This is a genomic window from Roseibium sp. SCP14 (assembly GCF_040329475.1).
Classification (GTDB): domain Bacteria; phylum Pseudomonadota; class Alphaproteobacteria; order Rhizobiales; family Stappiaceae; genus Roseibium.
The window spans coordinates 1,098,704-1,119,822 of sequence record NZ_JBDZYH010000001.1; the positions used below are offsets into that span (position 1 = coordinate 1,098,704).

Below are 21,119 nucleotides of genomic sequence, written 5' to 3' on the forward strand. Positions count from 1 at the left end.
CTCAAAACAAATTTTCCCGCTGCCCGAAAAAGACAGCGGGAAACCTGATAACTGCAGTCGGCGTTCGATGAAGTGCAGCCCTGCGGCCGCGCCTCTTTTCGTCAGGCAACCTTGGCCTTGAACTCGATCCGGCGGCGGTGAAGCACCGGTTCGGTGTAACCGTTCGGTTGCTTTGTGCCTTCAAATACCAGTTCGCAAGCTGCCTGGAAGGCGACGGAGCTGTCGAAGTCATCCGCCATCGGACGGTAGGCAGGGTCACCGGCATTCTGTCCGTCCACGACAGCAGCCATGCGTTTCATGGTCTCCATCACCTGATCCTGGCTGACAACTTCATGATGCAGCCAATTGGCGATGTGCTGGGAGGAGATGCGCAAGGTCGCACGGTCTTCCATCAGACCGACATTGTTGATGTCCGGCACCTTGGAACAGCCAATGCCCTGCTCCACCCAGCGGACGACGTAGCCGAGAATGCCCTGTGCGTTGTTGTCGAGTTCCGCCTGAACGTCTTCCAGCGCCCAGTTTGGACGGGAAGCGACCGGAATGGACAGAATGTCCTCCAGTTTCGCGGCTTCGCGGGACTTAAGCTCCGCCTGACGATTTGCGACAGACACCTTGTAATAGTGCAATGCATGCAGCGTTGCTGCCGTCGGTGACGGAACCCAGGCCGTGTTGGCGCCGGACACCGGATGACCGATTTTCTGCTCAAGCATCGCCTGCATCAGATCGGGCATCGCCCACATGCCTTTGCCGATCTGGGCGTGTCCGGGCAGACCGCATGCAAGACCGACATCAACGTTGTTGTTCTCGTACGCGCCGATCCAGGTCGCCGCCTTCATGTCGCCCTTGCGGATCATCGGTCCGGCGTCCATGGAGGTATGCATTTCGTCTCCGGTGCGATCAAGGAAACCGGTGTTGATGAAGAACACCCGGTCTTTTGCCTGGCGAATGCACTCCTGAAGGTTCACCGTCGTGCGGCGCTCTTCGTCCATGATGCCCATCTTGAGCGTGTTGCGCTCCATGCCGAGCGCGTCTTCGACGCGGCTGAAGATTTCACAGGCAAACGCGACTTCTTCCGGGCCGTGCATCTTCGGCTTCACGATGTAGGCAGACCCGGCGCGGCTGTTCGTTCCGCGGCCGTTCGCACCAATGTCGTGCAAGGAGATCAGGGCGGTGATCATGCCATCGAGAAGGCCCTCGGGCACTTCATTGCCATCCTTGTCCAGAACCGCATCAATGGTCATCAGATGGCCGACATTGCGCACCAGCAGCAGAGAGCGGCCATGAAGGGTCAGGGCGTTGCCGTCGGGAGCGGTGTAGTTGCGGTCGCCATTCATGCGCCGGGTGATGGTTCCCCCCCCTTTTTCGAACGTCTCCTCCAGATCGCCTCTCATCAGGCCGAGCCAGTTGGTGTAGACAACGACCTTGTCTTCCGCGTCGACTGCGGCCACGGAATCCTCGCAGTCCATGATCGTCGACATGGCGGATTCCAAAACAACGTCCGAGATATGCGCCTTGTCGGTGCGGCCAATCGAGTGCTGGCTGTCGATGTTGATTTCCAGATGGAGCCCATTCTTGACCAGAAGAACCTTGTAGGGCGCAGACGGGTCACCGGAATAACCTGCAAACTGAGCCTTGTCGGCAAGCGAAGCGGTGCCGGCCTCCGTCGAAATCTGAAGCGCTTCGTCCTTGACCGCAAGGCCGGTCACATCCGACCAGCTGGCCCCATCGAGAGGCACGGCTTCGTCGAGAACCTTGCGAGCGTATGCGATCACCTCGGCGCCGCGCGCTTCATCAAAGCCGCCCCGCTGCGGCTTGGAGCCCATGGCGTCGGTTCCGTAAAGCGCATCGTAGAGCGAGCCCCAGCGGGCGTTGGCGGCATTGAGAGCGTAGCGTGCGTTCATAACCGGCACGACAAGCTGCGGACCGGCAACCTGTCCAATTTCCGGATCGACATTTTGGGTTCCGACGGCAAAGTCTTCGCCCTTCGGCACCAGATACCCGATGTCGGTCAGAAACGATTTGTACGTGTCCATGTCCGGAGTGCCCGGGCTGGCCTTGTGCCAGGCGTTGATCTTCTCCTGCAGGACTGCCCGTTTTTCCAGCAGCTCCTTGTTCCGGGGCGCAAGATCGTGGATCAACTCCGAGAGGCTCTTCCAGAAATGTTCCTGATCGACACCGGTTTCCGGCAAAGCGCTTTCGTTGACAAAATCATAAAGAACTTCTGCAACCTGCAATCCATAGGCGTCGATGCGGCCTGTCATACTCTAATCTCCGATAATTCACTTCGTCCGTGGACGTTTACCCGGTGTTTTGGGGGCAAACCGGCTGATCGTCAATTGTTCGACCGCTCCCATGACTTTTTCCATTTCGGAAAAGATCCAGGTCATTATCTCTAACAGTATAGGTCGGTATACAAAAAGAATGGGCTTTGCTCGAGGTCGATCATCGATTACCGATGTGCTTTCATTTCTCCCCTGCGCAGAAAGATTTCGATGTACGCGCTCGCAAAACGTTTCGGTGATCTGACCTACGGCAACGCCTTCCTGATGCTGGGTCTGACGACCCTGTTCTGGGGTGGCAACACGGTTGCGGGGCGCCTGGCCATGGGGGAAGTCTCGCCCATGATGGTCGTGTTTTTACGCTGGGTGATCGTGGCCGGCATTCTTTTGCCGCTACAGTGGAAACGCATTCAGGCCGAGTGGCCTGTCATGCGTCCCCACATCGTGCTGATGACGCTGATGGCCGTCTTCGGCTTTGTCGGCTTCAATACCCTTTTCTACATAGCCGCAACCCAGACGACGGCTGTCAATCTCGGCATCATCCAGGGGTCTATGCCAATTCTGGTGCTGATCGGTTCGGTCATCGCCTTCGGCACGAAGGCACGCGCTCTTCAGGTCTTCGGCATTCTTCTGACCCTGGCCGGTGTGACCATGATTGCCGCGCAGGGCAGCCTTGAAACCCTGCTGGCGCTCGCGGTGAATCCGGGCGACGGCATCATGCTGATCGCATGCGTGCTTTATTCCGGCTATACACTCTCTCTCAGAAACCGGCCGCAGGTGTCCAGCCTGACTTTTTTTGCCGTTCTGTCCGGTATTTCGGTGGTGGCATCCATTCCCGGATTTCTGTTTGAGCTGTCAACAGAAACCGCACAGTGGCCGACACTACAGGGCTGGCTGGTGGTGCTTTACATTGCACTGTTCCCGTCCTGCCTGGCGCAGATTTTCTTCATGCGCGGTGTGGAACTGATCGGTCCGGCGCGAGCTGGTGTCTTCATCAATCTGGTACCGATATTTGCAGCGGTCCTTGCCGTTTCGATACTGGGAGAGCCCTTTGAGTGGCATCACGGCACGGCGCTTTTCCTGGTTCTCGGCGGCATCTGGCTGTCCGAACGCAAGGCCGGAAGCCGGTAGCACGGGAGCCGCCGGACACGCGCGGCGGCCGAAAACACAAAACCCATTACGGTTAATTCGCCTGCGAATTTGAAATCGCCGCATTCGCAGGGCACATTGGAATTATGGAAACACCTTTAATTACAGGCGCCTTCGCGCTGTTGCTGGTCACGATTTCTCTGCTGCAGCCATTGGCGCGGCGTCTGGGACTTGCCCCCAGCGTGCTGCTTGCCATGGTCGGCACGATGATCGGTATTCTGGCAACGTACCTGCTTTATACGCCGCGCACGGATGCCTTCAATACAATTGCGAACGTCTTCGTGAATCCTCCCGTTGACTCGGAGATGATCCTTTACATCTTTCTGCCTCTACTGCTGTTTCACACCTCGCTCACGCTGGATATACGGCGCATTCTGGAGGATATCGGCCCCATTCTGGTAATGGCGGTTGTCGCGGTGTTCGTCGCAACCGGATTCATCGGTTTCGCACTTTATCCGCTTGCAGGCATGTCGCTGGTGGCCTGCCTCCTTCTGGGCTCAATCGTCGCCACCACAGACCCCGTCGCGGTCGTTGCGATATTCCGGGACATCGGAGCCCCTGCCCGGCTGGGGCGGATCGTGGAAGGAGAAAGCCTTCTCAACGATGCCGCCGCGATCGTGATATTCGTTATTCTCCTGGGTATCCTGACAGAACATCAGGCACTTACGCTCAGCGAAGCGTTCATCGCATTCGGGCGGTCCTTCGTCGGCGGACTGGTCATCGGGACAGTGCTGGCAAGACTTGCCGTCAGCGTCCTTCCCCTGATGCGCGATCTTCCGCTCGCACAAGTGACATTGAGCCTGGCCCTGCCCTATGGAACCTATGTTCTCAGCGATCAATTCGTTGACGTTTCAGCCGTTGTGGCAGTCGTCTGTGCGGGAACGGTTTTCAATCTTTACGGACCTGCCCGCATTCATCCGTCCAACTGGCAATTTCTGCATTCCGTGTGGGAGCAACTGTCCTACTGGGCCGCTTCCCTGATCTTCCTGCTGTCCGCGATCCTGATCCCGAAATTTGTCGAAGGGTTCACACCGATCGACATTCTGCTGCTGCTGGTCGTGATCATTGCCGCGCTTGCTGCACGGGCCGTGGTGATATTCGGCCTGCTGCCGATCCTGAGCACGATCGGTGCGGGGCAAAGGGTCAACAGCAAGTACAAGACCGTTATCCTTTGGGGCGGCATGCGCGGTGCCGTGACGTTGACCCTTGCACTCAGTGTCTCGGAGCACACGGGACTGCCATCTGAAGTTTCCGGGTTCATCACAAAGCTGGCGACAGGGTTCGTCCTGTTCACTCTTCTCGTCTATGGCACCAGCCTGAAACCTCTGATCCGTCTGCTCGGTCTGGACCGCCTGAACGCGCGTGATGAAGCCTTGAGAACGCAGTTCCTCTCGCTTGCGCTGTCCGACGTACGCCAGGAACTCGAAACCGCTGCCAAGGACTATCATATCGACGAGAATGTGACCGGAAAGGTTTTGAAGGACTACGATGAGCGTGCGGCGGCGGCAGCTTCCGAAACCAACAAGCTGGAAGAGCTGAAAGACTGGGACCGCGTCCGCATCGGCCTGATCGCCCTTGCCGACCGGGAGCAGCAGCTAGTCCTGGAACACTTCCACGAAAAGACCATTTCCGGGCGCTCGGTCTCGAAATTCCTCACGCTCACGGGCCGCATCGGCGACCTGACGCGCAGTGAAGGTCGCGCCGGCTACATCAAGGCCACCCGCCAGCCGTTGAAATTCGACCTGGGATTCCGGTTTTCGCAAACGCTGCAACGCCGATTGCGCATCACCCGACCGCTTGCCAACAAGCTCGCGGACCGGTTCGAGTTCCTGCTGGTCTACCGCATCCTTGCCGACGAGCTCGTGGACTTCAACAACCGTCGGATTCGTCCGCTTCTGGGCGATCGTGTCGCCGACATTCTGGAAGACGTTCTGTGCAATCGGCAGGATGAAACTATTCAGGCCATCGACGCCCTGCGACTGCAGTATCCCGAATATGCCGATGCGCTGGAAAGCCAGTTCCTGCGCAAGGCCGGCGCGCGGCTGGAGGAAACGGCCTATGACGAAGCCAAGGGTCAGATGCTGATCGGCACCGAATTGCATCAGGACCTGCTCAAGGATATCGAAAGGGTCAGAAAAGCCAGCTATGAGCGACCGAAACTCGATCTGGGGCTGAAGACCAGCGACCTGGTGAGTGCCCATCCTCTCTTCACAGACCTGCCGCGAAAACAGCAAAAGGCCATCAGGCGAATGATGAGACCTCAATTCGCGACACCGCGCGAAAAACTCATCCGCAAGGGTGACCGCGGGGATGCGGCCTACTTCATCGCGTCGGGTGCAGTCGAAGTTCGTGCGCCGGCACAAAATATCCGGCTCGGGCGCGGAGATGTTTTCGGCGAGATCGCGCTGATGACCGGGGGGCGCCGCAGCGCCGACGTTGTCGCGCTTGGTTACTGCCAGCTCTTGAGCCTGCGTGCGCAGGACTTCAAGGCGCTCATGGAACAAAACCCCGACGTGCGCGAACACGTTATCGCGCTCGCCGAAAGACGCCAGCTGATGAATACGGACAAGCCGGAACACGAAATCGAGGATCCGGTCGTGCCGCAATTCAAGGAAGAAACTGCGGCAGAAGACCAGGCGCAAGAAGAAGCCGGTCCGGTTGAACAGGACGGCGAGACCTCCGAAGCAGCGCACACGCATCAGAACTCGGCAGCAGTTGAAAAGATCTCGGTCGAAGTCAAAGTGACCGACGAAATCAGGCTGACCAACAGCACTGCCGCCAACGATGAAAGCGACCCTGACCAATCCTCTGAAGAAGAGGAACAGGCATCCTGTGACCCGACAGATACGAAAAAGGGAACGGCATCGAATTGATGCTCGTCCCCTTCCAGACCTTGGCAAGCCTTGCTTATCCGGCCTTCTTGATTTCGACCGTATGCGGGTAGGGAATGGAAATGCCGCCAGCGTCGAAGGCTTCCTTCACCGCTTTCAACATATGGAATTTCAATTCCCAATAGTCGCCTGCGTCACACCACAGACGAACTCCCAGATCAACTGAACTGTCACCCAGATTGGTTACACGCACCCATGCTTCGGGATCCTTGTGGACCCGCTCGTCGGCGTTGGCGACATCCAGGATAATCTGCGTGGCCTTGTCAGCATCGTCGCCATAGTCGATGCCGAAAGTCAGGTCGAGGCGACGGGTTGAATGCGCAGAAAAATTAGTCACGACCGTTCCCCAGGCCTTGCCGTTCGGCAGGATGATCTGGACATTGTCCGGCGTAACCAGCTCGGTCACGAAAATATTGAGATCCTTGACCGTACCCGACGTGCCGCCGATATCGACAAACTGGCCGATCTTGTAGGGCCGGAAGATGATCAGCATCACGCCGGCCGCAATGTCGCTCAACGTTCCCTGCAAAGCGAGACCAACGGCGAGCGTACCGGCACCCAGAACGGCGACGAGACTTGTCGCAGCAATGCCGAACAGCTGCATCACGGCGATCACAGTCACCAGCAGCACCAGCCAGCGAACAATCGAAGCCGCGAAGCCACCGATCGTATCATCGATACGAGGATGACTGACGATCCTTCTTCTCGTCATTCCGGAAAGGATACCGGCCAAAAGCCAGCCTATGACCAGAACAATGAGAGCCTTCACCGCATTGACAACCAGCGGCATATAGGCTGCGGCCTGATCCATTGCGCTTTCCATGAGAACCCTCCAATCAGAACACTTAAAATCTGCAATGACTTAGTTCTAGCAGTGGAAATCTATGCTGACCAGCAGGTCCGCAGTTGTTGGCGGACCAGTCCGGGACGCAGAAAAACCAGGCGTGCGAGGCGGCCGGAAATGACCGCCCGCCTGTTCTTAGTGGCCGTCCTGCCATTCTTCCAGGAAATGTGCCAGATCCTCGTTTCCACATGCGGTCACGAATTGCGGATAGAGAACGCTTCCGGCCTCAAGCAGCAAACGGGCGCAGGTGATGTGATCCGCCTCCGGTCTCTTGGGAGCGAATTCCGATCCATGGATCACCGTATCAAGCGCGTCCCCGCCATACCCGTTCTTGCGTGTCAGATCCGGTCCGAGAGAGAGAAAGTATGCCATTTCAGGGACGAGACCATTCCAGCCTGCAATATGAAGCGGTGGCAGTCCCATGCTGTCAGTGCAGTCAGGGTCAAGCCCTGCCGCCACCAGCGCCTTGATCTGATCGAGCCTGCCCGGTTCGGCGGCAATTGTGGTCAACAGACATCTGTCCTCGTCCTCAAGCTCGTCCAGCACAAGACGCCCGGGGAGATCGACGCCTTCGGCACAGGCGGCGAGGACCAGCTCATTTCCCGAAAGAGGGCGAGCATGTCCCTGTGCTTCCAGAAATTCAGCGGCTGACTGATTGCCGTATATTCGGGCCATGGCATAAGCCGTGTGCCCCTCCCACACCGTGTCCGGGTCGGCGCCATATCTCAGCAGCAACTCCATCACCTCAACCGACCTTCCGCGCCGGACCGCCTGGTGAAGAGACGGAACGGTGTTCATGGGCTGTCCGCTCGGATGATAGGGCACCGCGACGTTCGGGTCCGCGCCTGCTTCCAACAACAGACGCACCATCTCGACATTGTCGAAGTCGAGCGCACGCGGCAAAGCGTTTGTTCCGTCCGGCTTGGCTCCATACTGAAGCAACATCGCCAGCGCACGCGGCCTGTTCAGTTCGGTGCTGTGATAGAGGCTTTCGTCGTCATTCGGATTGGCACCTTTCTCCAAGAGCCACTTGCCCAATTCGAAATTATCCGCATGACACATGGCACCATAAAGTGCGGAGAGTTTGTGCTCCGCCCCGGGTTCAGCCGGATAGCCGTCGTCGACGTCAGCTCCATTGGCAACCAGAAGCTCCGCAATGGCGAGCATATCCTCTGCCTTTTCCGGGTTCCGATGGATCTCCCTGGAAAATGCCAGATGCAGGATCGGTGAACGAATTCCAATGACACAGACCGCCGCTTCCGGACTTTCAGCGACTGACGCGCGAACTGCGGGAAGATCGTATAGCGCAATTTGAAGACCCAGGTTCGCATCCTTCAGACCCGGATCATCCTTGAGCAGTTTTTCGATCACCCATTTCTGACCGAAATAGAGGGCGACCTTCAGTCGTTCCGCCCGTTGCTCCCGGCTCATTGCTGCGCTTTCGACGGAAAATTTCAGCTTCGGCCAGCTTTCATAGCCAGCTTCGCGCGCGATCACATGCAGGAAATCGGCATGTTTGAGTGACTTCCCTTCAGGGACGTGTTCTGCAACACGTGAGATCGCAATCATGTCACCCTTCGCATGAGACTTGCGAAGAGTACGGGCAGCTTTTTTATGAATTTCAAGATCTTGAGCAATGCCGTCAGACATGGCTTTTCTCCTGTTTCAGATGCCCGGGCGATCCGCTTGTGTCGGGCGCAGGTGAAAAACCGGCATTGGTCATCAAGTGTCAGGGTGCTTTCGCTTTCCGCGGATCCGGCTGCCGCCCTCATCGGCACCGGAACCGTGCCGGAACGGGCTTGAAATTGCAAGCCCGTTCCGGCGCGTCTCATCCATCAGCTTTTGACAGGCCCCATTACGCAAGGAGCCTTGCTGTCGTCCGGAACAAAGAAATCCGGAGCAAGGGCCAGGCTTGGGTCGACACGATACTGATCGAAATCGCTTACCCCACGGCTTGCGAGGAATGTGTCGTCGATCAGAAACTGACCGCTGAACTCCTTGGCTGGAGAGATAAAAATTTCATGGGCGGCGTCAGCAAGAATATCCGGCGTGCGGCTTTGCTGCATCATCTTGTCGCCACCAATGATGTTCTTGATCGCGGCGGTCGCGATTGTCGTTCGCGGCCAGAGCGCATTCACGGCAATCCCCTTGGAGCGCAACTCTCCGGCAAGTCCCAGCACAACGAGACTCATACCGTATTTTGCAATCGAATATGGCGTGAACGGAGCAAACCACTTCTCCTGCATGTCGAGCGGTGGCGACAACATCAGAATATGCGGATTGTCGGAGTTCTTGAGATGATCGATAGCGTGCTTGGAGCAGGCCATGGTGCCACGCGTGTTGATCTGATGCATCAAATCAAAGCGCTTCATGTCCGTTTGCGCCAAAGGCGTCAGCTGGATCGCACTTGCGTTGTTGACCAGAATATCGAGACCGCCAAAATGCGCCGCAGTCTGATCGATTGCCGCCTTGACCGCCTCGTCGTCCCGCACGTCTAGAACAATCGGCAACGCCTTGCCACCGGCGGCTTCGATTTCCTCTGCCGCAGTGAAGATCGTTCCTTCCAGTTTCGGGTGCGGCTCAGCAGTCTTGGCGGCGACAGCGACATTCGCCCCGTCCCTTGCCGCCCGCAACGCGATGGCCTTGCCGATCCCGCGGGAGGCACCTGTAACAAAGAGTGTTTTGCCCTTCAGGGACATGCTTCTTCTCCTCCAAGAGGTCCGGGAGCAGACGCCCGGATTGATGGTGTGGGTTCACCATTTGCATGGCGATATATCGATTCCTGCAGCGTTCAGTTCTTTTTATTAGCCAGCTAATTTTTTGACTTCTTCGCCATGAAGGCCTGGAATGCCGCGATGGTTTCCGGCGCGCTCAGGCGGCTGGCAAAAATCTTGATCTCCTCCTCCACGCGGTCCGAAAGAACCTTAGTGTCACCACGCAACAATTTGCGGGACAGCGCGAGCGCTTCTGGCGGCTTTTGGGCTATTTCGATGGCGCAGGTCATGGCGACCTCATCAACGCCCTCCTCGACAACTTCATTGACGAGGCCTGCCTGCATTGCCCTTTCGGCGGAAAATGCCTTGCCGAGGCACAGAAGTTCGAACGCCCGGGCATGTCCCATCAGCTGTGGACCAAGCAGGCTGGAGCCAGCTTCTGGAACAAGCCCCAGATCGACAAAGGGCGAACGGATCAGCGCCCTGGGACTTGCAAACACCATGTCACAATGCATGAGCAGCGTTGTCCCGACACCTATGGCGATGCCGTCAACGGAAGCGACCAGAGGCTTTTCGTTTTTGACCAGCGCACGCAGAAACCTGACCACAGGCGTCTCCGAAACACCTGACTTGCCCGCATATTGCAGGAAGTCGCCAATGTCGTTGCCGGCTGTGAAGATTTCCGGTTGTCCGCAAATCAGATGGCAGCGGACCGCGTCATCACCGTTACCGGCTTCCAGCGCTTCGGCCAGATCGGTATACATGGCACCGGTCAGCGCATTCTTCTTCTCCGGCCGGTCCAGACGCAGGATCTGAACGCCGTTTTCCAAGCTCTTGCGGATCATCAATAAACTCCAATCAAGCTGCTCAGGACACCAGGGATTCGGCGTCAAACGCCTGAATGGCTTCGGCGGACAACAGGATGTCCGATTTCAAGCCAGCCGTTTCTCCCATGGTTGTCTCGCAAAAACTGCGAGCCAGCAGGGTTCGTTCGGCAAGACGCTCTGCGTTTTGTTGGTCTGAACGCAAGGCGCCCTTGGCAAGCAGCGCTCCGCCAAGTGCAAGACCGGCGACCCGAAGATACGGCGTTGCTCCGCAAAGGGCATCCGCCACACGCCCCTCGGCCTGCGCGGTCAGCATGTAATCGGTTGCCTCTTCAAGATCCCGGATGGACGCGCTCAGCCGATCGGCCGTTGCGCCGAATTCAGGGCGGTTGGAAGCTGCGACCTGTGCGGCCACCGATTTGAGTTCCAGTATGAACCCCTTGATATGCTCGCCGCCCGACAAGGGAAGCTTGCGCATGACGAGGTCGATGGATTGAATGCCGTTCGTGCCCTCGTAGATCGGTGCGATACGGGCATCACGCAGATGTTGGGCCGCCCCCGTCTCTTCAATGAAGCCCATCCCCCCATGGATCTGGACGCCGAGAGAGGCGACCTCAACCCCGAAATCGGTGGACAGGGCCTTGGCAATAGGCGTCAGCAGACTGGCCCTTTCGTTCCAGAACTTTCGTGTCTCTTCATCGGCGCTGATGTTTGCCATGTCGATGGCATGCGCGCAGGCGTAGCAGATCGCCCGTGAAACCTGGGTCCGGGACTTCATGCCAAGGAGCATGCGCTTGATATCGGGATGACGCGCGATCGGGCTCATGCCCTCTCCCTTGTCTCCCGGCGCCTTTCCCTGCCTGCGTTCCAAAGCATAGGACAAGGCGTGCTGATAGGCCCGCTCCGCAACACCCAGGCCCTGGATGCCAACGGCTAGGCGGGCGTTGTTCATCATCGTGAACATGCAGGCCAAACCGCGGTTTTCTTCGCCAATCAACCAACCGATCGCTCCATCCTCATCACCGTAGGCCATCGTGCATGTCGGTGAGCCGTGGATGCCCATCTTGTGCTCGACGCCGGCGACGCGAACATCGTTGCGGTCGCCGAGCGAGCCGTCATCATTGACGAGGAACTTGGGCACCAGGAACAGAGAAATGCCTTTTGTGCCGGCAGGAGCGTCGGGCAGGCGCGCCAGTACCATGTGAATGATGTTGTCCGTCAGGTCGTGGTCGCCATAGGTGATGAAAATCTTCTGGCCGAATATCCGGTACGTGCCGTCGTCGCGTCGTTCCGCCCTCGCCTTGAGAGCATTCAGATCGGAACCGGCCTGGGGCTCGGTGAGGTTCATCGTGCCCATCCACTCCCCCGAAACCAGCTTCTCAAGATACTTGGCCTTGAGTTCTTCGGAGGCGTGCTTTTCCATCGCTTCAACGGCACCGATGGTCAATGTGGGACCGATGGCAAAGGCCATCGAACCTGAGTTCCACATCTCCAGGGCGGCGGCTGAAAGCATCTGCGGCAGCCCCTGCCCTCCGGCTTCCTGCCCTGCAGACAGACCGTTCCAGCCACCTTCAATCCAGTTGTGATAGAGCTCGCGCCATCCGGGAGGCGTTGTAACCTCGCCGTTCTCGAAAGGCGTTCCGTAGTTGTCGGCAACGCTGTTGAGCGGGGCGATTTCCTCGCTCGCGAACCGCCCGGCTTCGTTCAGGATAGCGTCCACCAGATCGTCACCCAGTTCAGCATGACGGGCATTGTTCTGCACATCTCCCAGTCCGCAGACATGTTTCAGAGTGAAGCTAATCTCATCGACAGGGGCGCGATACATTCAGGTCCTCCCAGGAGCCGGCCAGCTTGATGAACGCCGGCAATTGACGGTTTTCGCTGTTCAAAGCTTGACGACGGCAAGGCTTGTCCGCAAAAGGCGCATGTGACAGCGGTTTGACAGGACAATAGCCCTGTTGACGTTAACGTCAACCCGTATCGCAGCGGCAGGTGATAGTCTTTTTGGCCAATACATCTGGCGATGCTTCGTGAAAGACCAGCAGAATGCAGCGTTGGACGCTTGACCCGAATAGCCCTGATTGGCAAGCCTCCCCTGAAGTGGAGAGCGTATGTGCGGCGCTTTTGCGGGGTGAGCTTGCAGCGATCCCAACCGAGACGGTCTACGGACTGGCTGCGGACGCGACCAATGGCATCGCCTGTGCAAAGATTTTCGAGGCCAAGGGGCGTCCGCAGTTCAATCCGCTGATATCTCATGTCGCTTCGCTGTCGGCCGCAGAAGAGCATGCCGAATTCTCTGATGAGGCGCTTGCGCTTGCCGACGCTTTCTGGCCAGGACCGTTGACGCTGGTTCTGCCCAGGAAAACATCTTCTCCGATCTCTGATCTTGCAACCGCAGGCCTCGACACCGTTGCGCTGCGGGTTCCGGATGGTCCTGTAATGCGGCTCTTGTCTGAAAAGACGGGACGGCCGCTGGCAGCCCCGAGTGCCAACACATCCGGGAAAATCAGCCCGACACAGGCAGAGGATGTGATTGCCGATCTGGAGCCTTCGCTGAGCTACGTCATCGATGCAGGCCCCTGCGCCGTCGGAATTGAATCCACGATTGTCGGCCTGACTGACGGGTCTCCCCGATTGCTGCGTCCTGGCGGCGTTTCGCGTGAAGACATCGAACAGGTTCTTGGCAAAAGTCTGCAGGGAGTGTCCGAGAGCATGCGGCCGGATGCGCCGTCGGCGCCGGGAATGCTTTCCTCTCACTACGCCCCCAATGCCAGGATGATCCTGAATGCAAGCGAAGCAAGTCCGGAGGATGCGCTGCTTTCCTTTGGGCCAGACCGGATTAGGGGCGCCGACAAGGCACGAGCGGAATTCAACCTGAGTCCTGAAGGCGACCTCGCGGAAGCTGCCTCCAATCTTTTCATGGCCATGCGCGCGCTCGATGCCACCGGAGCCGGCTCCATCAGGGTTCAGTTTATCCCCAGCCTCGGACTTGGAGAGGCCATCAACGACCGATTGCAACGCGCGGCGGCACCGAGAAACTGAATTTGCCGTCAGATTTTGGTCTATCGACACGCGTAGCTGAATCGCGACGCGTGATGACAAGTGTTTTTCCGAAGCAACAAAAGCCTTAAAAATCAGCATCTCGCGGCCAGGACTTGTCTCGTCAATTGAACTTCGACCGCCTGAAGTTAATCCTCAAGATCTTCTGGTTTCCAATATAGCAGATAAACAAGAATACAGTTTATCTTCTCAATCAGGTTAAGCAATTTATACAATAATTGACTGACACGGACCTTCTATTGGAAACTTATCAACATCGATTAGCTGATGGATTACGGTAAAAAGCTCGCATTCCCCGACGGGAATCACGTAATCTAAGAATCAGAATTGAGATGCAGCGGACCTCCCCTCGGGCATTGCGGTGCTCGCACCTTTAAATAGGCCGGCAAAATAGCCGGCCTCCTTTTTGCCCGAGCCTGAGCGCAATCAATCGGCCTTTTAAACTACGACCTATCATCAATTGACAGAAGCACCGGCGACCGCTCAGATGACGGTTGAATTATAACTATTACCTTCCGGAACCGCTTCTTTGTCCACGCTCATTCTTCACCACACCGCTTATCTCGATCACCTGACACCGGTCGGCCATCCCGAACGACCTGACAGGATCCGCGCGATCGACAGAATCCTGGAACATGAGAAGTTTCAGTCGGTGGAGCGCGATCTTGCTCCGATTGGAACCGTGGAAGACATCGCTCGCGCGCATCCCATGAGCTACGTGGATCAATTGCACCGGCTCGCCCCCAAGGAAGGCACCGCTCGGGTAGACGCCGACACCACGATGTCGCCCGGCACCTGGGAGGCGGCATTGCGCGGCGTCGGAGGGGCATGCCGTGCGGTTGACGAGGTTCTGACCAAAAAAGTCGCCAATGCCTTTTCCGCATCCCGCCCGCCGGGTCATCACGCCGAGAAGGACCGGGCAATGGGCTTTTGCTTCTTCAACAATGCAGCCGTTGCCGCCCGCTACGCACAGGAGAAACACGGCATCGGCAGGGTCGCAATCGTCGACTTCGACGTGCATCACGGCAATGGTACACAGGACATCTTCTGGGACGATCCGAGCGTCATGTATTGCTCGACGCATCAGATGCCGCTTTACCCCGGATCCGGGGCAGCCTCGGAAACGGGCGAAGCCAACACGATCGTGAATGTCCCCCTAGCTCCCGGTGAAGACGGACTTGGGTTCAAGGAGGCCTTCGAAGTCGCCCTGCTCCCCCGGCTCGATGACTTCTCACCAGAGCTTGTGATCATCTCTGCCGGTTTCGATGCACATGCCCGAGACCCGCTTGGTGGATTGAACCTCGTCGAGGGAGACTTTGCTTGGGCAACACGGGTTCTGATGGATGTCGCCGACAAGCACAGCAACGGGCACGTGGTCTCGGTTCTGGAAGGCGGATACGACCTTGAAGGTCTTGCCCGATCCGTTGCAGCCCATGTGATGACGCTGATGACGGGCTGACCCGCAGCCCGGTTTCTTCAAATCGCGGGGGATCATCGCCCCAATCTTCGATTGATGTCTTGACGTTGACGATCAACCCCGCGAATTTCCAGTTCTGATACCGCGTCAAACAGGAACCGTCACAATGACCGAAGCTGCGAACGACATTTCAGGCCTCTCGTTCGAGGAAGCCCTCAAGCAGTTGGAGACAATTGTGCGGGAACTGGAGCAGGGCAACGTACCGCTTGAGCGCAGCATCGAGATGTATGAACGCGGCGATGCCCTGCGCAAGCATTGCGACACGCTTCTGAAATCGGCCGAAGCTAAAGTTGAAAAAATCCAGCTTGGTCAAAACGGCGAAGCAAGCGGCACAACGGAACTGGACCCGCAGTAACACAGCCAGCTTCACCACCGCGGATCAGGTCCAACTAAACGCATCAAGTCGCATCAGGTGCATAAATTCGGACTGGATCGTGCTGCTCATGCCCACCAACAGCGCATTTTCACCTCCGCCCCCAGTCGCAAACCATAATGCGGCTCAACCTGTATGATCGTCCCTCCGCACGCGCGAGACGTTTGTCCGAGCAAAGTGGAAGTGCTGGCGCACCTGTACGGTTGACGGCCCGCGCGTTCGCAGATATCGGGCATTAATTGCCGCTATCTAAATGTGATGGCCTCGCCCGGTTTTACTTCAGCTTTCATATTGCCTTACCCTTCCTCCATTGATAGTAATATTTACAATACCAAGAGGTTGCTATGTAATCCTTAGTAGATGCAGCGTGTTATGCCATCACTTAGCAAATCAAATGAAGTAAATCTACTTAAGAGAGCACTGATTTGCCATTCTCAACCAGAAGGATGGGATTCGGTTCTGGAGACGGTAGACACCAGCCTGAACTGCAGATCCTTTCTTGCGGAATTCGATAAGAATGGCGTGCCGACCAACAGGTTCGGCGGACATCGCGCCGGGTGCGTGTTGAGCAGAATTCTTCAGGGCATCGAAACGGCTGGCGGTCGAAATGCGCTGGACTTCGTTCTGAGTGAAGGCAAACTGCTCTATCCTTATTGCAAGACCGCTCTGGACAGCAGGACAGCGGGCGGCACGGGGCAAGAAGACGATCAACGGACAATCGAACCGAGCATGAGTGGCTCTTCCCCGCGCGAGGAAGAGCAACATTCGCATCTTGCCGCGTCTCCCGGACTGATCTCTCCCCTCTGGAGGTCCGAAACTTCCACGGTTTTGTTTGCCTGCCTGTTTACCGATTACACACCCCAATCCATTGACGTCACAGTCGCGACCCGAACCTTCAAGACCATCGTTCAGGCCCTGACCCCCGCTCTGAACAACCATTTTGAGCTTGAGAGGGAACGTTCCGACAATCAGGTTCAGAAAATACTGGTATCGGGACTTGGTCAGCCTGCCGTTCTCATTTCCGCGGATCGTCATATCCTCGGACACACGCCGAACGCTGTAGAGCACCTGGTCGGAACGGGTGCTGCGGAGAGGCGCGACCAGAAGCTCGTTATCATGAACAAGCAGGTAGAGGCGGCTTTACAGGTACTGCACGCGGAGCTTCACTCCCGAAGTCCTGAAACAACTGATTGCCTGGATTGCGTCGATGAGCTTGATTGCACCGGCAACATTCAATCCGTGTGCATTTCAGTGCGGGACGGCGCCTTGAAACGCATTTCGATCGAGCCTGTTTCAGCCTTTTCGACTGAAAGCACCGAAGAAGACGCCATCTGGTATCTGATCCGTTTGTCGGACACTGCTGATCTTCCCGAAGAAATTGAAGGTGTTTTGCAAGAACACTACGATTTGTCGCAATCAGAGGCCCGGCTGGCACGGCAATTGACGCTGACAGGGTCCATGGAAGTGACCGCGACTTCTCTTTCCATAACCCGCAACACGGCCAAGACACACCTTCGGCGTATTTATGAAAAGACAGGCGTGCACACGCAACTTCAACTTGCGGGTCTGGTGCATAAGCTGGCAGGGCTTTTCTAGCGCGCTCCTCCAGCCGACAACGCGAGCTGTGAAATAGACGCAGCGGCAGATAGACAACCGTCTGATCCTTCACCCACGACTTCATGAAAAAATGGGGCCGTATTGCTACGACCCCAAGTTGATCACTGTGCACGTGGCCCCATCGACCACGACAAATCCATTAGGATAGAAGCGAGCAAGATGCATCACCCAAAAGGGTGACTGCCGGTAAAAACACTACCCAGAGGAAAGATTCTTCACTCGGCAACTCAAATTAAGGCAAGATTGCAGTTTTTCAGCAATTACTTTGCAAATCGCTTCGCGTTACTATTTGGCGCATTCCAACAAGTGTGTTTGCGCCCTATATCGGGTTGGTGTATGCCTGCCCGCCGTGACTCAACATGTGGAGCAATCGAAAGCGTGTCCTCCAAGCCCCATACGCCCCTGTTAGATCAGGTTTCGTCGCCTGCCGATCTGCGCCAGCTGGATGAAGCAAGCCTGCAACAGCTAGCGGACGAATTGCGCACCGAAACGATCGACGCCGTATCCATTACCGGTGGGCACCTTGGTGCCGGGCTCGGAGTTGTCGAACTTACCGTTGCGTTGCATTACGTCTTCAACACTCCGGACGACAAGATCATCTGGGACGTGGGACATCAATGCTATCCTCACAAGATCCTTACCGAACGCCGCGACCGTATCCGTACCCTTCGGCAGGGCAACGGTCTCTCCGGTTTCACCAAGCGCGCTGAAAGCAAGTACGACCCATTCGGGGCTGCGCATTCCTCCACTTCCATTTCCGCGGGCCTTGGCATGGCCGCTGCGCGCGACCTGAAAGGCGGCGACAACAACGTCATCGCCGTGATCGGTGACGGCGCAATGTCTGCAGGCATGGCCTATGAGGCGATGAACAATGCCGGGCACCTGGGTTCACGTCTGATTGTCATCCTGAACGACAATGACATGTCCATTGCACCGCCTGTCGGCGCGATGTCGGCCTACCTCGCCAAGTTGGTGTCCGGCCCGACCTATCAGACCTTGCGGGATGCAGCCAAGAACATCGTCAAGAACCTGCCGAAGCCGGTCTTTGAGAAGGCTGCCCGTGCAGAAGAGTTCGCCAGGGGGTTCTGGACCGGCGGCACGATGTTTGAAGAGCTCGGCTTCTACTATGTCGGCCCGGTCGACGGTCACAACATGGAACACCTGCTGCCGGTCCTGAAAAACGTCAGGGACACCCATCACGGTCCTGTCCTGATCCATGCGGTAACCCAGAAGGGCAAGGGCTACGGCCCGGCCGAAGGAGCGAAGGACAAGTATCACGGCGTTTCCAAGTTTGACGTCGTCACAGGCAAGCAGGCGAAGCCGAAGGCCAATGCCCCTAGCTACACCAACGTTTTTGCGACTTCGCTGATGAAAGAAGCGGAGGCAGACGAGAAGGTGGTTGCGATCACGGCAGCGATGCCGGACGGAACCGGGCTCAATCTGTTCGGCGAAGCCTTTCCTGAGCGCACTTATGACGTAGGCATTGCCGAGCAGCATGCCGTCACCTTTGCCGCCGGGCTGGCAACGGAAGGCTTCAAGCCTTTCACCGCGATCTATTCCACATTCCTGCAAAGAGCCTACGACCAGGTCATTCACGATGTCGCCATCCAGGGACTACCGGTCCGTTTTCCGATTGACCGGGCCGGCCTGGTTGGCGCCGATGGCCCGACCCACGCAGGCGCTTTTGACACGGCTTTCCTTTCCTGTCTTCCCGGCTTCGTCGTGATGGCCGCGGCAGACGAGGTCGAGCTCCGTCACATGGTGGCAACTGCTGTCGCTTACGATGAAGGTCCGATCTCCTTCCGCTATCCGCGCGGTGAAGGCGTCGGACTGGACATGCCCGAACGTGGCGACGTTCTTGAAATCGGCAAGGGCATCATTCGCCGCGAAGGCACGAAGGTTGCTCTGCTGAATTTCGGTGGCCGCATGAGCGAATGCCTGAAGGCAGCGGACGAGCTCGATGCAGCGGGTCTGTCCACCACCGTTGCGGACGCCCGTTTCGCCAAACCTCTCGACATCGACCTGATCCGCCGCCTTGCACGCGAGCATGAAGTGCTGGTGACGATTGAAGAAGGCTCCACCGGCGGTTTCGGCAGCCATGTCCTGACCCAGCTTGCGGAAGACGGCCTGTTGGACAACGGCCTCAAGATCCGCACGCTTGCCCTTCCCGACACCTATATCGACCATGACAAGCCGGATGCGATGTATGCGAGTGCCGGTCTCAACTGCGACGGTATCATGCGCACGGTATTCGCTGCGTTGGGGACAGAAGCCATGAGTGCGCCACAGCGTGCATAAGGCGACATAGCGTGTCGGTTTCGTGATTGACACGCGCTTCCATTACTGGAAAGGCTGATAGCCTGGAAGAAATGCGTCGGTTCCAACCGGCGCTTTTGTTTTTTGCCATGTTTCTGGAGGCAGCTGTGGCTCAGACGCTCCTTTCCGTGTCCGCTCTGTTGTTGTCGGTCGCCCTGCTCATTTTCGGCCACGGCCTGCAGACCACCCTGCTGCCCTTGGCTGCGGACAGGTTCTACTTTTCCGATTTCGAAATCGGTGCAATGTCGTCTGCCTACTTCGTTGGCATGGTGCTCGGTTGTCTTGGCGCACCACTCGTGATCATGCGCGCAGGTCACATCAGAGCCTTTGCTGCGCTTGTTTCGCTGATGTCCGCTGCTGCGATCATGCACCCCATCATCATCGATCCAACAGCCTGGATCATCATTCGCATCGTTTCCGGCTTCAGCCTCGCCGGGTTCTACATGATCGTGGAAAGCTGGCTTAACGAAAGCGCCACGAACGAAAACCGCGGCACGATCATGTCATTCTATATCGTGATCCTGTTCGGTGCCCTGATGCTGGGCCAGATCTCCATGGCCGCTACGAACATCGCCTCCTTCGTTCCGTTCGCCATTGCATCTGTCAGCGTGAGCCTTGCCGTCATGCCGGTTTCGCTGACCACATCGACGCAACCGGCTCCGATCACGCTCGTCCGCTTCCGTCCCGCGCAGCTGTTCAAGAACTCGCCGGCCGCCTTTGTTGGCATTTTGCTGATCGGCGTTTCTCAAGGCGCGCTGTTGACACTGACGCCGCTCTACGGCTCGCAGATCGGCCTTTCCACAAACCAGTCCGCGTTTTATGCGGCCGCGATCATTGGCGGCGGCATGCTTGCACAATGGCCGGTTGGACGGTTGTCTGACCGCATGGACCGGCGTCTTGTGATCATGGGACTGGGATGCGCGACTGCAGCGGCGTCCCTGGCAATCGTTTTCTTTTCACCGACCGAGTTCAGAGTTGCCGTATTGAGCGCGGTTCTGGTCGGCATGTGCACCCAGCCGCTTTACGCCGTTGCCGTTGCCCACGCCTTCGACCACGCCGCGCCCGAGGACTTTGTCGAAACGTCTTCCGGCATGCTGCTGTCGTTCGGCATCGGGTCCATCGCCGGTCCGTTGATCGCCTCCGGCATCATGGGACAGATCGGTCCGTCCGGGCTCTATGTCATGGTGGTCGCGGTCAACGTGATCCTAGCCGTCTTTATCCTGACCCGCATCTTCGCCCGCGAGGCCCTGACGGCGGACGAAAAGACAGACTTCGAATACGCTGCAACAGCCCAGGTCGGTACGGTTATCTCTCCCGAACCACTGGATGCGGAGGCCGAAGAATACGTCATTCCTCCGGAAGAGTTTCCGGCTTACGAGGACGATATCTACAACTTCGAAACACCTTCGGAAGACGAGGAAAACTCCGAGAACACACAGGACGGGTCTGCGAAGGAACCGGATTCCGGAGAGAGCGAATCAGCATCTTCCCCGGAGAAGGAAGAACAACCGGACAACACCTCGTCCTCGGGGTCGGGCACCTGAAAACAGGTTGAAACACCCGCCTTTTGACCTG

General features: G+C 57.4%; 14 protein-coding genes. 8 read left to right on the forward strand and 6 right to left on the reverse strand.

The window, feature by feature from the left end; translation table 11 throughout:
- Positions 1-101 precede the first annotated feature (101 nt).
- Complete coding sequence (locus tag ABLQ08_RS05025) at positions 102-2,261, reverse strand: malate synthase G (protein ID WP_352940021.1); 2,160 nt, start codon at positions 2,259-2,261, stop codon at positions 102-104.
- 231 nt (positions 2,262-2,492) lie between these two features.
- On the opposite strand from ABLQ08_RS05025, the gene ABLQ08_RS05030 reads away from it, so the two are divergent.
- Positions 2,493-3,410 carry a DMT family transporter gene (locus ABLQ08_RS05030; RefSeq protein ID WP_352940022.1) on the forward strand — a complete coding sequence of 306 codons (918 nt, stop codon included), beginning with the start codon at positions 2,493-2,495 and terminating at the stop codon, positions 3,408-3,410.
- A gap of 104 nt (positions 3,411-3,514) precedes the next feature.
- Complete coding sequence (locus tag ABLQ08_RS05035) at positions 3,515-6,301, forward strand: cation:proton antiporter (RefSeq protein ID WP_352940023.1); 2,787 nt, start codon at positions 3,515-3,517, stop codon at positions 6,299-6,301.
- Positions 6,302-6,335: 34 nt separating this feature from the next.
- Here the strand turns inward: ABLQ08_RS05035 and ABLQ08_RS05040 are convergent, their stop codons facing one another.
- The 5 genes from ABLQ08_RS05040 to ABLQ08_RS05060 all read right to left on the reverse strand — a co-directional run bounded on the left by ABLQ08_RS05040 (position 6,336) and on the right by ABLQ08_RS05060 (position 12,526).
- Positions 6,336-7,142: a mechanosensitive ion channel family protein gene (locus tag ABLQ08_RS05040; protein ID WP_352940024.1), complete on the reverse strand. Its 807-nt coding sequence runs from the start codon at positions 7,140-7,142 to the stop codon at positions 6,336-6,338.
- Between the two features lie 156 nt (positions 7,143-7,298).
- On the reverse strand, positions 7,299-8,813 hold the full coding sequence (locus tag ABLQ08_RS05045; protein ID WP_352940025.1) for an ankyrin repeat domain-containing protein: 1,515 nt from the start codon (positions 8,811-8,813) through the stop codon (positions 7,299-7,301).
- 185 nt (positions 8,814-8,998) lie between these two features.
- Entirely contained in the window at positions 8,999-9,862 is an 864-nt protein-coding gene (locus ABLQ08_RS05050) for an SDR family oxidoreductase (RefSeq protein WP_352940026.1), read from the reverse strand.
- Positions 9,863-9,975: 113 nt separating this feature from the next.
- Positions 9,976-10,722: a crotonase/enoyl-CoA hydratase family protein gene (locus ABLQ08_RS05055; RefSeq protein ID WP_352940027.1), complete on the reverse strand. Its 747-nt coding sequence runs from the start codon at positions 10,720-10,722 to the stop codon at positions 9,976-9,978.
- A gap of 22 nt (positions 10,723-10,744) precedes the next feature.
- Positions 10,745-12,526: an acyl-CoA dehydrogenase gene (locus ABLQ08_RS05060; protein WP_352940028.1), complete on the reverse strand. Its 1,782-nt coding sequence runs from the start codon at positions 12,524-12,526 to the stop codon at positions 10,745-10,747.
- A 221-nt stretch (positions 12,527-12,747) separates the two neighbouring features.
- Between ABLQ08_RS05060 and ABLQ08_RS05065 the strand changes: the two genes are divergently transcribed.
- The 6 genes from ABLQ08_RS05065 (at position 12,748) to ABLQ08_RS05090 (ending at position 21,088) form a co-directional block, all read left to right on the forward strand.
- Positions 12,748-13,743: an L-threonylcarbamoyladenylate synthase gene (locus tag ABLQ08_RS05065; RefSeq protein WP_352940029.1), complete on the forward strand. Its 996-nt coding sequence runs from the start codon at positions 12,748-12,750 to the stop codon at positions 13,741-13,743.
- Between the two features lie 547 nt (positions 13,744-14,290).
- On the forward strand, positions 14,291-15,220 hold the full coding sequence (locus ABLQ08_RS05070) for a histone deacetylase family protein (RefSeq protein ID WP_352940030.1): 930 nt from the start codon (positions 14,291-14,293) through the stop codon (positions 15,218-15,220).
- Positions 15,221-15,344: 124 nt separating this feature from the next.
- On the forward strand, positions 15,345-15,593 hold the full coding sequence (locus tag ABLQ08_RS05075; protein WP_352940031.1) for an exodeoxyribonuclease VII small subunit: 249 nt from the start codon (positions 15,345-15,347) through the stop codon (positions 15,591-15,593).
- Positions 15,594-16,175: 582 nt separating this feature from the next.
- Positions 16,176-17,207, forward strand: coding sequence for a helix-turn-helix transcriptional regulator (locus tag ABLQ08_RS05080; protein ID WP_352940032.1), 1,032 nt, complete (start codon positions 16,176-16,178; stop codon positions 17,205-17,207).
- Between the two features lie 357 nt (positions 17,208-17,564).
- The gene (gene dxs, locus ABLQ08_RS05085) at positions 17,565-19,526 is read left to right on the forward strand and encodes a 1-deoxy-D-xylulose-5-phosphate synthase (RefSeq protein ID WP_352940033.1); all 1,962 of its coding nucleotides are present in this window, start codon (positions 17,565-17,567) and stop codon (positions 19,524-19,526) included.
- A 125-nt stretch (positions 19,527-19,651) separates the two neighbouring features.
- A complete protein-coding gene (locus ABLQ08_RS05090) occupies positions 19,652-21,088 on the forward strand; it encodes an MFS transporter (protein ID WP_352940034.1) in 1,437 nt (478 codons plus the stop codon).
- The last annotated feature ends 31 nt before the right edge of the window (positions 21,089-21,119 follow it).

Bases quoted from the DNA above. Each gene is read 5' to 3' on its own strand.
- ABLQ08_RS05025 (WP_352940021.1), bottom strand. From the start codon at position 2,261: ATGACAGGCCGCATCGACGCCTATGGATTGCAGGTTGCAGAAGTTCTT.
- dxs (WP_352940033.1), top strand. From the start codon at position 17,565: ATGCCTGCCCGCCGTGACTCAACATGTGGAGCAATCGAAAGCGTGTCC.
- ABLQ08_RS05055 (WP_352940027.1), bottom strand. From the start codon at position 10,722: ATGATCCGCAAGAGCTTGGAAAACGGCGTTCAGATCCTGCGTCTGGAC.
- ABLQ08_RS05050 (WP_352940026.1), bottom strand. From the start codon at position 9,862: ATGTCCCTGAAGGGCAAAACACTCTTTGTTACAGGTGCCTCCCGCGGG.
- ABLQ08_RS05030 (WP_352940022.1), top strand. From the start codon at position 2,493: ATGTACGCGCTCGCAAAACGTTTCGGTGATCTGACCTACGGCAACGCC.
- ABLQ08_RS05065 (WP_352940029.1), top strand. From the start codon at position 12,748: ATGCAGCGTTGGACGCTTGACCCGAATAGCCCTGATTGGCAAGCCTCC.
- ABLQ08_RS05060 (WP_352940028.1), bottom strand. From the start codon at position 12,526: ATGTATCGCGCCCCTGTCGATGAGATTAGCTTCACTCTGAAACATGTC.
- ABLQ08_RS05040 (WP_352940024.1), bottom strand. From the start codon at position 7,142: ATGGAAAGCGCAATGGATCAGGCCGCAGCCTATATGCCGCTGGTTGTC.
- ABLQ08_RS05075 (WP_352940031.1), top strand. From the start codon at position 15,345: ATGACCGAAGCTGCGAACGACATTTCAGGCCTCTCGTTCGAGGAAGCC.
- ABLQ08_RS05045 (WP_352940025.1), bottom strand. From the start codon at position 8,813: ATGTCTGACGGCATTGCTCAAGATCTTGAAATTCATAAAAAAGCTGCC.
- ABLQ08_RS05035 (WP_352940023.1), top strand. From the start codon at position 3,515: ATGGAAACACCTTTAATTACAGGCGCCTTCGCGCTGTTGCTGGTCACG.